This is a genomic window from Micromonospora sediminimaris (assembly GCF_016863575.1).
GTDB classification, from domain to species: domain Bacteria; phylum Actinomycetota; class Actinomycetes; order Mycobacteriales; family Micromonosporaceae; genus Micromonospora; species Micromonospora sediminimaris.
Window position 1 is genome coordinate 84,801 of sequence record NZ_BOPD01000008.1, and the last position, 13,120, is coordinate 97,920.

At 71.4% G+C, this 13,120-nt stretch carries 14 protein-coding genes; 4 read left to right on the top strand and 10 right to left on the bottom strand.

Annotated elements, in window-relative coordinates:
- Positions 1 to 33: 33 nt before the first annotated feature.
- The 5 genes from Vse01_RS05970 to Vse01_RS05990 all read right to left on the bottom strand — a co-directional run bounded on the left by Vse01_RS05970 (position 34) and on the right by Vse01_RS05990 (position 5,140).
- Positions 34 to 1,575 (bottom strand): complex I subunit 4 family protein, encoded by a 1,542-nt coding sequence (locus tag Vse01_RS05970; RefSeq protein ID WP_093403575.1) that lies wholly within the window; start codon positions 1,573 to 1,575, stop codon positions 34 to 36.
- A 76-nt stretch (positions 1,576 to 1,651) separates the two neighbouring features.
- Positions 1,652 to 3,601, bottom strand: coding sequence for an NADH-quinone oxidoreductase subunit 5 family protein (locus Vse01_RS05975; protein WP_093403574.1), 1,950 nt, complete (start codon positions 3,599 to 3,601; stop codon positions 1,652 to 1,654).
- Positions 3,598 to 3,984, bottom strand: coding sequence for an NADH-quinone oxidoreductase subunit NuoK (nuoK, locus tag Vse01_RS05980; RefSeq protein ID WP_232511200.1), 387 nt, complete (start codon positions 3,982 to 3,984; stop codon positions 3,598 to 3,600). The genes Vse01_RS05975 and nuoK overlap by 4 nt, the downstream gene beginning before the upstream one ends.
- On the bottom strand, positions 3,981 to 4,517 hold the full coding sequence (locus Vse01_RS05985) for an NADH-quinone oxidoreductase subunit J family protein (protein WP_093403573.1): 537 nt from the start codon (positions 4,515 to 4,517) through the stop codon (positions 3,981 to 3,983). The genes nuoK and Vse01_RS05985 overlap by 4 nt, the downstream gene beginning before the upstream one ends.
- Positions 4,514 to 5,140 carry a NuoI/complex I 23 kDa subunit family protein gene (locus Vse01_RS05990; RefSeq protein ID WP_093403571.1) on the bottom strand — a complete coding sequence of 209 codons (627 nt, stop codon included), beginning with the start codon at positions 5,138 to 5,140 and terminating at the stop codon, positions 4,514 to 4,516. The genes Vse01_RS05985 and Vse01_RS05990 overlap by 4 nt, the downstream gene beginning before the upstream one ends.
- A 95-nt stretch (positions 5,141 to 5,235) precedes the next feature.
- Between Vse01_RS05990 and Vse01_RS05995 the strand changes: the two genes are divergently transcribed.
- Positions 5,236 to 5,808: a Uma2 family endonuclease gene (locus Vse01_RS05995; RefSeq protein ID WP_093403570.1), complete on the top strand. Its 573-nt coding sequence runs from the start codon at positions 5,236 to 5,238 to the stop codon at positions 5,806 to 5,808.
- Positions 5,809 to 5,916: 108 nt separating this feature from the next.
- Positions 5,917 to 6,948 (top strand): glutathione S-transferase family protein, encoded by a 1,032-nt coding sequence (locus Vse01_RS06000; protein WP_093403568.1) that lies wholly within the window; start codon positions 5,917 to 5,919, stop codon positions 6,946 to 6,948.
- A gap of 100 nt (positions 6,949 to 7,048) precedes the next feature.
- Here Vse01_RS06000 and Vse01_RS06005 read toward each other — a convergent pair whose 3' ends face one another.
- Positions 7,049 to 8,011 carry a complex I subunit 1/NuoH family protein gene (locus Vse01_RS06005; protein ID WP_093403566.1) on the bottom strand — a complete coding sequence of 321 codons (963 nt, stop codon included), beginning with the start codon at positions 8,009 to 8,011 and terminating at the stop codon, positions 7,049 to 7,051.
- Entirely contained in the window at positions 8,011 to 8,814 is an 804-nt protein-coding gene (locus tag Vse01_RS06010) for an NADH-quinone oxidoreductase subunit C (RefSeq protein ID WP_093403565.1), read from the bottom strand. Before Vse01_RS06010 ends, Vse01_RS06005 begins: the two co-directional genes overlap by 1 nt.
- 148 nt (positions 8,815 to 8,962) lie before the next feature.
- Here Vse01_RS06010 and Vse01_RS06015 point away from each other — a divergent pair, with 148 nt between their 5' ends.
- Positions 8,963 to 10,009, top strand: coding sequence for a glucose 1-dehydrogenase (locus Vse01_RS06015; RefSeq protein ID WP_170863404.1), 1,047 nt, complete (start codon positions 8,963 to 8,965; stop codon positions 10,007 to 10,009).
- On the opposite strand, the gene Vse01_RS06020 is transcribed toward Vse01_RS06015, so the two are convergent.
- The 3 genes from Vse01_RS06020 to Vse01_RS06030 form a co-directional block, all read right to left on the bottom strand.
- Positions 9,914 to 10,744, bottom strand: coding sequence for a hypothetical protein (locus Vse01_RS06020; protein ID WP_093403561.1), 831 nt, complete (start codon positions 10,742 to 10,744; stop codon positions 9,914 to 9,916). The two genes, Vse01_RS06015 and Vse01_RS06020, sit on opposite strands and share 96 nt — an antisense overlap.
- Before the next feature lie 11 nt (positions 10,745 to 10,755).
- Entirely contained in the window at positions 10,756 to 12,072 is a 1,317-nt protein-coding gene (locus Vse01_RS06025) for a DUF2252 domain-containing protein (RefSeq protein WP_093403560.1), read from the bottom strand.
- Between the two features lie 129 nt (positions 12,073 to 12,201).
- Positions 12,202 to 12,780 carry an NADH-quinone oxidoreductase subunit B gene (locus Vse01_RS06030; protein ID WP_093403558.1) on the bottom strand — a complete coding sequence of 193 codons (579 nt, stop codon included), beginning with the start codon at positions 12,778 to 12,780 and terminating at the stop codon, positions 12,202 to 12,204.
- Between the two features lie 128 nt (positions 12,781 to 12,908).
- Here Vse01_RS06030 and Vse01_RS06035 point away from each other — a divergent pair, with 128 nt between their 5' ends.
- Complete coding sequence (locus Vse01_RS06035; RefSeq protein WP_093403557.1) at positions 12,909 to 13,118, top strand: hypothetical protein; 210 nt, start codon at positions 12,909 to 12,911, stop codon at positions 13,116 to 13,118.
- Positions 13,119 to 13,120 lie beyond the last annotated feature (2 nt).

Sequence of the window (13,120 nt, forward strand, 5' to 3'; positions counted from 1 at the left end):
CACTGAACCGAATGAACCGCTCGCTACGCTCGCTCATCGCGCCACCACTCCCACCAGGGCCTCGACCGGAGCTTCGGCGACGCCCAGCACCAGCGTCGGGGCCAGCCCGACGGCCAGCGCGAGGAGGACCAGTGGCGCCCAGGCGACCAGTTCGGCTCCGGCCAGCTTGGGCCCGAGCGCGGCGACCGCCGGGCTGGGCTCGCCGTGGGTCACCCGCCGCAACAGTCGCAGCAGGTACGCCGCCGTCAGTGCCCCGCCGATCGCGGCCAGCACCGCCAGCGTGGTCCACAGCGCACCACCCGACTCGACGGCGGCGACCACGGCGAACGCCTCGCCCCAGAAGCCGGCCAGCCCGGGCAGCCCCAGCGAGGCGACCGCCGCGAACGCGAGCAGCCCGGACAGGCGCGGGGCGGTCTCCCGCAGCCCGGACAGCTCGCTGAGCGCGCCGGTGTGGGTACGGTCCTTGATCGCGCCCGCCAGGAAGAACAGCAGACCTGTGATGATGCCGTGGGCGACGTTGCCGATCAGCGCCGCCTGGATGCCGGTGGCGGTCAGGGTGGCGACTCCCAGCAGGACGAAGCCCATGTGCCCGACGCTTGAGTACGCGATCAGCCGCTTCAACTCGCTCTGCGCCAGGCAGACCAGCGAGCCGATCAGGATGGCGGCGACGGCGAGCACACCGAGCACCGGTGCCGCCCACCTGGCGCCCTCGGGGGCCACCCCGACGGCGACCCTGATCAGACCGTACGTGCCCATCTTGAGCAGCACCCCGGCGAGCAGCACGCTGCCGACGGTGGGTGCCTGGGTGTGCGCGTCGGGCAGCCACGAGTGCAGCGGCCACAGCGGGCTCTTCACCGCGAAGGCCAGCGCGAGCAGGGTGAAGGCGGCGAGCTGGGTGGTGCGGGACAGCTCGGTGCCGCCGGTCAGCGCCACGATGTCGGCGGTGCCGGCGGCGGCCACCACCACGTACACGCCGACCAGCAGCAGCACCGAACCGAACAGGGTGTAGAGGGCAAACTTCCGCCCCGCCCGCCGCCGCGCGTCCAGTGCCGCCGGGTCGGTGCCGTCGCCGCCCCAACCGACGATGATCGCGTACATCGGCAGCAGGACGACCTCGAAGAAGAGGAAGAACAGCACCAGGTCGAAGGCGAGGAAGGTGCCGAGGATGCCGACCTCGACGACCAGCAGCAGCGCCACCAGGGCCCGGCCGTCGCCTCCGCCCGGCACCCGCCACAGACTGTAGCCGCAACAGAGCAGGGTCAGCAGGGCGGTAAGCACCACCAGCGGCCAGGAGATGCCGTCGACGCCCAGGTGGAAGCGCAGCTCCAGCCCAGGGACCCAGGGCAGGTCGATCGAGTGCCAGGGACGCACCGCCCCGGCGGCGTCCTGGGGCGCGTACGTCGACCATGCGGCGTTCCGGCCGGCGACCAGCGACGCCGCCGCGACGAGGGTGAGTGCGGCGGCCACGGTGCCCACGATCCGCGCCGCCCGGTCGCGGGGCGTCGCCGCCACCGCCAGCGCGCCGAGCGCCGGCACCGCGAGTACCGAGACCAGCAGGAACTCCCCGACGTTCATGCCGGCCCCCCGCTGACCGGCGGGCCGGCAGGCGGCACCGGGACGCCGGGTAGGTGGTGTGCTCGCTGACGTTCGCTCATGCCGTCGCTCCGATCAGGGCCGCCGCGGCCAGGCCGATCAGCAGCGCGCCGGCCAGCACCGCGGCGGCGGCCCGGGGCAGCGCCGCGCGGTGCAGGACGCCCAGCCTGCCGCCGAGGGCACCCACGGCGCGTCCGGTGCCGGTGACCGCACCGTCCACCACCCGCTCGTCGGCGGTACGCGCCGCGCGCGCAATCGCGGTGGTCGTGCGTACGACCAGGGTGTGCTGCACGTCGTCGAGCCGGAACGCGCGGGCGAAGACCGGCCGCAGCGGACCGAGCGCGGCCACCGGGTCGGCACCGCCGCCCCGCCGCCACCCGACCCACGCCAGGCCAGCACCGATCACCAGCAGCGCCAGCGGCAGCAGCACGGTCGGGGTGAGGTGGATCAGCGCGTCCGGCGGCAGCAGATCCGACACGACGTCGGGGCCGACGGGCAGGGTGGCTTGCAGTTGGCGGGAGAACCAGCCCGGAAAGCCGGCCAGGCCGAGCAGGGCCGCCGGTACGGCCAACGCCAGCACCGGCCAGCGCAGCACGGCCGGCGGATCGTGTGGCGGCCGGGCAAGCGGGGTGCGGGGCGCACCGAAGTAGGTGCCAAGCAACAGCCGGGTGGCATACCAGGCGGTGACGGCGACACCGACCAGCCCGGCGAGCCAGACCAGCCAGCCCACCCAGGCCGGTGCCGGGCCGTCGCCGTGCAGGGCGGCCTGCTCGGCTGCGGCGAGCACCCCCTCCTTGCTCCAGAAACCGGAGAGCGGCGGTACGCCGGCCAGCGCGCCGAGCCCGATCACGGTGCACCAGAAGGTCACCGGCATACTGCGCCGCAGCCCGCCCATCCGGGACATCAGGGTGGTGCCGACGGCGTGGATCACCGCACCGGCGGCGAGGAACAGCAGTGCCTTGAACGCCGCGTGGGTGAGCAGGTGGAACAGCGCGGCCGGCGGGGATCCGACGGCGAGCGCCCCGGTCATGTAGCCGATCTGCGACACCGTCGACCAGGCGAGTACCCGCTTGATGTCGTCCTGGGCGGTGGCGGCCAGCGCGCCGAGCAGCAGGGTCACCGAGGCCATCACACCGAGCACGACAAGCGCGGTCGGGGTGGCCTCGAAGATCGGCCACAGCCGGGTGACCGCGTACACGCCGGCGGCCACCATGGTCGCGGCGTGGATCAGCGCGGAGATCGGGGTCGGTCCGGCCATCGCGTCGGGCAGCCAGGTGTGCAGCGGGAACTGGGCGCTCTTACCGGCCACCCCGGCGAGCAGCAGCAGGCAGGCGGCGGTGAGCGTGGTGGTGCCGTGGTCGTGGGTGAGCACGTCGGCGATCCGGAAGCTGCCCGCCGAGACGCCGAGCAGCGCGATGCCGAGCAGGAAGCCGACGTCACCGACCCGGGTGACCAGGAACGCCTTCATCGCGGCGGCCGGCGCCTCCGGCAGCCGCCGGTCGTGGGCGATGAGCAGGTACGAGCAGAGCCCCATCACCTCCCAGCCGACAAGCAGCAGGATCAGGTCCCCGGACACCACCACCAGCAGCATCGCGGCGGTGAAGAGGCTGACCTGCGCCGCGTACGGCGGGTAACGGTGGTCGGGTTCCTCGGGTGGCCCCTGCCGCAGGTAGCCGGTCGAGTAGATCTGCACCGCCAGGGCGACCGTGGTGACCGCGACGGCGACCAGGGCGGCGGCACCGTCGAGGCGTACCCCGAGGGTGACGGTGAGCCCGCCCAACTCGATCCAGGTGGTCGAAGATTCGGCCGGGCCGTCCAGGGTTACCAGCAGGGCCACCGCCAGGGCGAGCGCACCGGCCGCGCCAGCGATGCCAACGGTGGCGGCCACCCGGCGGGCCGCCGCCTCGCCGATGGCCGCGCCCCGCGGCGACGGTGGCAGCAGCAGGCCGGTCAGGCCGGCGAGCAGCGGTACGGCCGGCAGCAACGCACCAAACGTCGTGACGCTCACCGCGGTCCCTCCGGTTCGCTTCCGACGGCCCGTGACGCCTGGCCGACCGTCGTGGCGGCGACCGGTTCCGCGGTGTGCTGTTCGGTCAGGGGGATCTCGTCGACGGCGACGCTGGCCCGGATCCGGTAGAGCTGGAGCACGATCGCCAGACCCACCCCGATCTCGGCGGCGGCCAGCACGATCACGAACAACGCGAAGACCTGCCCGCCGTGCGGCAGTACCGCCTTCGCCGTGGTGTCGGCGGTGACCAGGATCAGGTTCACCGCGTTGAGCATCAGCTCGACGGACATCAGCACCAGCACCGCGTTGCGCCGCCGCAGCACGCCGTACACGCCGAGGCCGAACAGGAGCGCGGCGGTGACGTACGGGATGACCGGCCTCACCGCGACCGCCCCCGATCGTCCGCCGCGTCGTCCCTGCTGGCGCCGATGTCGGGGCGGGACAGCACAATGGCCCCCACAAGTGCCGAGAGCAGCAGCACCGACAGCACCTCGAAGGGCAGCACCCAGCTGCTGAAGACCTGCTCACCGAGACGCTCGGCGGTGCCCGCCTCGGGCAGCTCCACGGTCGTCCAGCGGTACGCGTCGACGAGCAACGCCGCCAACCCGAGCCCCACCCCACCGCCGATCAGCGCGGCCGGCCAGCCGGAGCGGTCCAGATCGTCCGAGGCGCCGATCGGCGCGCGGGTCAGCATCACGGCGAACAACAGCAGCACCACCACCGCGCCGACGTAGATCAGCACCTGCACCCAGGCGACCAGTTCGGCGGCGAGTACCAGGTACATGCCGGCCACCGCGCCGAGGCAGACCACCAGGTAGAGACCCGCACGGACCAGGTGCCGGGTGGCCACCACAAGCGCCGCCGAGCCGACCGCCACCGCGCCGAGGGCGAGCAGCAGCGCGTCCACCCCGGTCACGCGGGCGTACCTTCGTCGTCGGCGGCGCGGGGTGGTGCGGGGCGTACCCCCGGGGTGGTCGGACGGGCGGCGGACGAGCCCGGGACGGCGGCCTTGCGCGCGGCGGCGGTCTCCTCCTTGGCCGGCTCGCCGTTCGGGTCGTGCGCCGGTGGCGGCGGCACGGTCGCCATCCACTCGCCCAGGTGGTCCTTGTCGTGCAGCAGGTCCTTGATGTCGTACTCGGCGTACTCGAACTCCGGCGACCAGTAGAGGGCGTCGAAGGGGCAGACCTCGATGCAGATGCCGCAGTACATGCAGAGCGAGAAGTCGATGTCGAACCGGTCGAGCACGTTGCGCTGCCGGGCCCGGGCGGCGCCCGGCACCGCCACCTCTTCCTTGTGCGAGTCGATATAGATGCACCAGTCCGGACACTCGCGGGCGCAGAGCATGCAGACCGTGCAGTTCTCCTCCAACAGCGCGATCACCCCACGCGAGCGGGGTGGCAGCTCCGGGGCGACGTCCGGGTACTGCGCCGTGGTGGAGCGTTTTGTCATCGTCTTCAACGTGACGGCGAGCCCCTTGACCAAGCCGCTGCCGGGCAGGCCGGTCGCCTCGCTTCGCTCGCGCTCGCTCATGCCGAACATCCTGCCCTGTGGGCACGGCGCGCGCGACCACCCCCCGGAGGTAGCCGGTAGTACGGTGGCTGCGGGGAGAACGACGCACCGGAAAGGACCCGTCAATGACCGCCGCGCTGCACGACGACAACCCGGCGCCGGGCGAGTGGACGACGGACGACCTCGACCGCCTGCCCGACGACGGCCGCCGCCGTGAACTCCTGGACGGACAACTGATCGTGTCGCCCTCCCCCACGCGACTGCACCAATCCATCGCAATGCTGCTCGGTGCCGCCTTGCAGGAGACCTGCCCCGCCGAGTTTGACGTCACCCAGGGGGTGTCGGTGCGGATGTCCCGCAGCCGATCCCTCATTCCCGACCTGCTGGTAACCGAGCTGGACGCGGCGGCCCGCAACCCCTCCTCCTACCTGCCGAACGAGGTTCTGCTGGTGGTGGAGATCGTCTCGGAGGGTTCGCGCAGCATCGACCGGGTGCTCAAGCCGGCACTGTACGCCGAGGCGGACATTCCCTTCTTCTGGCGGATCGAGACGGAGACGGGGATCGCGGTGCACGCCCACCGGCTCGACCCGGTCAAGCGCGTCTACGTCGAGCACGCCCGGATGAGCGACGGCATCCTGCTGGCCGACCCGTGGGAGATGGACATCCCGCTCGACCGGATCACTCCCCGCTCCCGCTGATCAGGTCACGCCGACCTGGCTCCCGCCCGCCGCCTGGTCACCGGGCCGGTCGCAGGAAGATCCGCCATGATGGGGGCGAGGACGAGTCGGGCACACCCTGGGGGCGACATGGGCGAGGACGGCAAGAGCGGCGGCGGCAGGTACGTCGAGCCGGGCGAGTTCAAGCGGGACCAGAACTACATCACCACCCGGATCACCGCCGACGGGCGGGACGGCTACCCGGTCGAGCCGGGCCGCTACCGCCTGGTGGTCAGCCGTGCCTGCCCGTGGGCCAACCGTCTGATCATCGTGCGGCGACTGCTGGGCCTGGAGGACGCCATCTCGATGGGCGTCGCCGGTCCGACGCACGACGCGCGGAGCTGGACATTCGATCTCGACCCGGACGGGCGGGACCCGGTGCTCGGCATCGAGCGCATCCAGGAGGCCTACTTCGCGCGCTACCCGGACTACCCCCGGGGCATCACCGTGCCGGCCATCGTGGACGTGCCCACCGGACAGGTGGTTACCAACGACTACGCCCAGATGAGCCTGGACCTGTCCACCGAATGGGCCGCGTACCACCGTTCGGGTGCGCCGCAGTTGTACCCGGAGCATCTGCGCGCCGAGATCGACGAGGTGAACGCGGTGGTCTTCGCCGACGTCAACAACGGCGTCTACCGGTGCGGCTTCGCCGGCAGCCAGGAGGCGTACGAGCGGGCGTACCGGCGGCTGTTCGACCGGCTCGACTGGCTCAGTGAACGACTCGCCGGGCAGCGCTACCTGGTCGGCGACACGATTACCGAGGCCGACGTCCGGCTGTTCACCACGCTTGTCCGCTTCGACCCCGTTTACCACGGCCACTTCAAGTGCAACCGGCAGAAGCTCAGCGAGATGCCGGTGCTGTGGGCGTACGCCCGGGACCTGTTCACCACGCCCGGTTTCGGTGACACGATCGACTTCGACCACATCAAGCGGCACTACTACGAGGTGCACCGCGACATCAACCCGACCGGCGTCGTACCGCTTGGCCCCGACCTGTCGAACTGGCTGGAGCCCCACGACCGCGAGTCCCTCGGCGGCCACCCCTTCGGCACCGGCACCCCACCCGCACCCCCCACCCCCGCCGAACGCGTAAACCCCGCCCACACCCCCCTGAGCTGACCCACCCCCCGCCCACCCCGCGCGACGTCCGGGTTGATCAAGAAGTTTTGGTCGGGATCCGCGCGGATCCCGACCAAAACTTCTTGATCAACGGGATTGGTTAGAGGGTTAGGCGGATGGCGGCGGTGAGGACGAGCTGGGCCAGGGCGGCGGGGACCAGGACGAGCCAGCAGAGGCGTTGGAGCTGGTCCTCGCGGAGTCGTGGGTAGGAGACCCGGAGCCAGATGATCACGAAGCTGACGGCGGCGACCTTGAGCAGGGTCCAGAGCCAGCCGAGCTGCGCGTCGGCGAACGGGCCCTGCCAGCCGCCGAGGAACAGCACGGTGGTGAGCGCCGCGATCACCACGATGCCGACGTACTCGGCCAGTAGCAGGAACGCGAAGCGCAGGCCCGTGTACTCGGTCAGGTAGCCGAAGACCAGCTCCGAGTCGGCGACCGGCATGTCGAAGGGCGGCCGGCGGATCTCGGCCAGCCCGGCCACGAAGAAGATGACCATCGCCGGTGCCTGCCAGAGCAGCCACCACGGCTGCCACGCCTCGACGATGCCGGAGAGGCTGAGCGTCCCGGCGGCCATCGCCACCGACGCGGCGGCCAGCACCAGCGGCAACTCGTAGCCGAGCAGTTGTGCCGCACCGCGCAACCCGCCGAGCAGGCTGTACTTGTTGGCCGACGCCCAGGCCGACATGAGCACGGCCAGCACGCCCACCCCGACCACTGCCAGTACGAAGAACAGCCCGACGTCGAGCGGCTGGCCGACCAGGTCGTTCGGGCCGAGCGGGATCACCAGCAGGGCCAGCAGGTACGGCACCAGCGCTACCGCCGGAGCCAGCCGGAACACCGGCCGGTCGGCGGCTCGGGGAGTGACGTCCTCCTTCTGGACGAACTTCACCCCATCGGCGATCAACTGCGCCCAGCCGTGGAACCCGCCCGCGTACATCGGGCCGAGCCGACCCTGCATGTGCGCCATCACCTTGTGTTCCGCCTGTCCGACCAACAGCGGCAGAACGAGGAAGGCGGCCAGCACGCCACCGATCCGGACCACCAGTTCCAGCCAGAGCGGCATCAGGCGCTACCTCCGTCATCCGGTGCCGGACCACCCTCGGATGCTGTCCCATCCGCAGGCGCCGGACCGCCGGGGCCCGGCCGGGAGCCCGCCCCGGCGGAGCCGGCATCCCGAGGGGTACGCGGCCCGCGGGCACCCGGTGCCGGACGGGCCGGGCGTTCCCGGGCGGGGCGGGCCGGGGTGCCGCCGCGCGGCCCCTCCCCCACCCCACCGGCGCCGGCGGGGGTCGGCACGACTCCCCACTCGCCCGGCGCGGGCACACCCGGGGGTCGGATCGGGCGACGTCCACCGCCGGCCTCCGACTCACCCGGCTCCTTCGCACCCGGCCAGGGCTTCGCCACCCGGGAGGCCAGTACGAACTCCTTGCGCAGCGGATGCCCCTCGAACTCCGGGGGCAGCAGCAGTGGGCGCAGCTCGGCGTGCCCGGCGAAGTCGATGCCGAACATCTCGTGGGTTTCCCGCTCGTGCCAGGCGGCCCCCGGGTAGACCGCCACCACGGAGTCGACACTCGGTGTCTGGCGGGACACCCGGGCACGCAGCAGCACCCCGTGCCGGTGCGTGGTGGACCAGAGGTGGGCCACCACGTCGAACCCGTCGGCCAACTCGTCGACGGCCGACAGCCAGTCGAAGTAGTCGAAGGCCAGCTCGGCGTCGTCGCGGGCGGCCAGCAGCGCGGCCCGCCAGGCGTTCGGGGGTACGTCGATGGTGGCCCGGGAATGGACCTCACCGCCGGAGACCGTCGCGGTGGCCTCGACGGGCGCAAGCAACGCGACGAGCCGCTGGCCGACCTCTTCCGGTGTCATGTCGCTGATCCTAGGCCCTGTGGCGGGAGTCGTCGGCCGAGCCGATGCGGAGCCAGACGGCACCCGACCGACCGGACGGGTGCACGCGGGCGGGTGACTCTCGCGGACTTCGCCGATGCCGGTCGTCGGTGGTCACCAGGATGGACCCGTGCGCGCTGTGACCGTCATTCCCGGAGTACCCGGCTCGCTGCGGCTCCTCGACGACTACCCGGAACCGGCCCCCGAAGAGGGGCCCATCCTGGTGGAGGCCCTCTCGGTGGGCGTCTGCGGCACCGACATCGAAATCATCGACGGACAGTACGGCGAGGCCCCGCCCGACACCGACCACCTGGTGCTCGGTCACGAGTCGCTGGGCCGGGTGCTGGAGGATCCGACCGGTACCCGGCAACCCGGCGACCTGGTGGCCGGGATCGTCCGGCACCCCGATCCGATGCCCTGCCCGAACTGCGCGGTGGGCGAGTGGGACATGTGCCGCAACGGCCTGTTCACCGAGCACGGCATCAAGGCGTTGCCGGGCTTCGCCCGCGAGCGGTGGCGGTTGCAGCCCCGCTTCGCTGTGGGACTCGACCCGTCGCTGATCGAGGTGGGGATGCTGCTCGAACCGACAAGTGTGATGGTCAAGGCGTGGGACCACGTGGACCGGATCGGCCTGCGGGCGGAGTGGCAGCCCCGCACGGCGTTGATCACCGGCGCCGGGCCGATCGGCCTGCTCGCCGCGCTGCTGGCCAGCCAGCGGGGTCTCTCGGTGCACGTGCTCGATCTGGCCACCGAGGGCCCCAAGCCGGCGCTTGCCGGCGCGCTCGGTGCGACGTACCACTCCGGACCGCTCGATCAGCTGGACCTCGAACCGGACGTCATCATCGAGTGCACCGGCGCACCAGTGGTCGTGCTGGAGGCGATGTGCAAGGTCGGCCCCAACGGGATCGTGTGCCTGGCCGGGGTGTCCAGCGGCGGCCGGACGATCGACTTCGACGCGGGCGCACTGAACCGGACCCTCGTCCTGGAGAACAACGTCGTCTTCGGGTCGGTGAACGCCAACCGGCGTCACTGGGAGGGCGCCGCCGAGGCACTGTCCAAGGCCGACCACGCCTGGCTCGGCTCACTGATCACCCGGCGCGTGCCGCTGGCCCAGTACGCCACCGCCTACTCCCCCGGACCGCAGGACATCAAGGTCGTCCTCGACTTCGCCGCCTGAGCCGGTCGCTCCCTCCTTGGCGCGACGGGCGCCACGGAGCCGCTGCCGGCGGAGCACCATCTTCCGGTAGGGCCGGTAGGTTGCCACCGCGGTCAGCGCTCGGACCAGCTCGATCGAGCCGAGCAGCAACGCCCTGGTGTCGACCTGAGCCGGATCTCCATCCACCCCCTCCGACAGGAGGTCCCGGCCGTGCCTGATCTCGGCGACCGCCCGTTCCACGGCGGGATCGGCGAGCACGTCGAAGGCACGTTCGAAGGCCGGTACGGAGACCGCCAGCAACTCGTCAACGACGCGCAACAGGCTCTCCAGCCGATGCCGATCGACCGGCCCCCGGAGTCCGCCACGGTCAGCTACCGTGACGAGCGTCCGGACGAGCAGGTGCGTGTCCAGCAGCCCTTCGGCATACCCGTACCGATGACGCTCCCGCCGGATCCGTCCATCGCTCAGGTGCCACTCGACGATGTCCATCAGGTCCGCCTGGATCCGGCCCACCGCCTGACCCATCATCCGTCCCCAGCGCCGCAGGTGCTCCCGCCGCAGCACGCGGTCGACCCCGAGCGTGATCACCAGGGCGCTGGTGGCGAAGCCGGTCATCCCGGACAGGACGTTGACCAGGTACGGATGCTGCTGCATGTGGTCCAGGGCACGTGCTTCCCACACCACCCCCACCGCGAAGCTCGACAGCGCGAGCGCGAGTAGCGTCCAGGCCAGCGACCGGGGCAGGCGTCTGGGCACGTCTGGGCACCTCAGATCCCGGGCAGCCGACCGTTGCGGAACAGGTCGACGAAGAGCTGGTGATCGTGACGGGCGCGTACCCCGTACGTGTGGGCGAAGTCGACCAGGTGCCCGACGAAGCCGGCGGTGTCCGCGTCGACGGCGGCGACGATGGCCTCCTCGGTCGAGTAGTCGACCAGGTCGTGGCTGGACTCGTCGTCGGCCACCGAGCGCATCCGGGCGACCGACCGTCCCAGGTCGACCAGCACCCCGGCCAGTTCCTCCGGTTCGTTGACGTCCGACCAGTCGAGGTCGGCCGCGTACGGGGACACCTCGGCGACGAGTTGACCGACGCCGTCGAGTTCGGTGAAGCCGACCCACGGGTCGGCGTGTGCCTGAAGGGCCCGCTGCGACTCGGCGGTGCGGTGTCCCTGGTGCCGGAAGTAGCCGCGGACCCGCTCGTCGTCGATGTACCGGGCCACCGCCGGCACCTGAGCCTGCTTCATGTAGATCACGACGTCGTTCTCCAGTGCCTGGGTGTGCCCCTCCAACAGGAGGTTGTACGACGGCAGTCCGGCCGAGCCGATGCCCACCCCCTTGCGCAGCACCACGTCCTTGATCTGGGCGGCCAGCGGCCGGGCCTGCGCCGTGGTGGGCGGCAGCGTGTCCAGGTACGCCTCGAACGCCGCGCACACCCGCGCCCGCACGTCACCGTCGATCTCGTACACCCCGTCGCCGACGGAGAAGCGCCGCTCGTAGTTGTCGATGGTGGTCTGTCCCCGCAGCAGGTCGACCCGGGTGTTCAACCGCGCCTGCTGGAGCACCCGGCGCAGCACACCGTCGGCGTTGTCCAGGGTGATCGACCCGATGGCGTCGTCCCCGCCGGCAGCGATGGCCCGCAGTTCGATCAGGTACGCGTTCGCGAAGCAGGTGACCAGGTCGCTGATGATCCGGTCGGAGAGCGCCTTGGTGTAGCCGATCAACGCCACGCTGGCGACGAACCGTCGCAGATCCCAGGTGAACGGCCCGACGTACGCCTCGTCGAAGTCGTTGACGTTGAAAACGAGCTGGCCGGAGCCGTTCATGTAGGTGCCGAAGTTCTCCGCGTGCAGGTCGCCGTGGATCCACACCCGGCTGGTCCGCGCGTCCAGGAAGCTATCGTCGGCGAAGTCGCCACGCTGATCGGCGTAGAACAGGCTGGCACTGCCCCGGTAGAAGGCGAACGGCGAGGCGGCCATCTTGCGGAACTTGCGCCGGAAGGCGGCCGGGTCGAGCGCCATCAGGGTGCCGAACTCCTCGGTCAGCACCTCGATGATGAAGGCGGAACGTTGCTCGGCGAGGTCGGTCATGATCCGTACGCTAGCGAAACCTCACCACCCGGACGGCCAGCCGAGCGACCGGTCTCGCCGGACCGACCGGACCGCCCCCCGCACCCGGCCGGGCACCGGCCGCGACCCGACGCAGCAGCGTCGCCCCGGTCAGGCGTGCGGCGGGCGTACCGGTGGCGAGGTCAGGGAAGCGACGGAGCGGACCGCAGTGCCGTCGCTGGGCGGCGCGTCGACCGGTGCGGCGAGCGGGTCGGTGCGCGGCACCCCGCCGATGCCGGACTGCTCGGCGGCGATCTTCTCCTGGAGACGGAGGATGCCGTGCAGCAGCGCCTCCGGCCGGGGCGGGCAGCCGGGCACGTAGACGTCGACCGGAATCAGCTGGTCGACCCCTTTGGTCACCGAGTACGAGTCCCAGTACGGGCCGCCGCAGTTCGAGCAGGCACCGAACGAGATCACGTACTTCGGCTCGGGCATCTGGTCGTAGAGCCGCTTGATCGCCGGGGCCATCTTGTCGGTGACGGTGCCGGAGACCACCATCAGATCTGCCTGCCGGGGGCCGTGCGCGAACGGGATCACGCCGAGTCGCATGAAGTCGTGGCGGGACATGCTTGTCGCGATGAACTCGATGGCGCAGCAGGCCAGCCCGAAGTTGAAGACCCAGAGCGAGTAGCGGCGGCCCCAGTTCAGCACGAACCGGATCGGCTCACCGAGCACCGCAGGCAGCTGCACGACCGCTCCCCCTCCTGTCCCCGACAGTCAACCACAACGTTCGAGGCCGGAAACCCGGGCCGGCAGGGGGTCGCGCACTCCGCATCTCGGGGCGGACATCCGGCGGCCCGCCTGTCTGCGACCGGACAGTGGAACGGACCTTCCGGTTCGGGCTTCGCAACACGAACCACGCCAGCGGCACCGACATCGCCGAGGTGACGCCGGTCGGCAGCGACGCCGACCCGCTCATGGACCCGAACCACGACAACGACGAGGATCGCTACGCGTACGGCTGCATCACTGTCGGGCTTCCGGCAGAAGAGTCGGCAACCGGATCGACGCCCGTCGCGTGCATCTGATG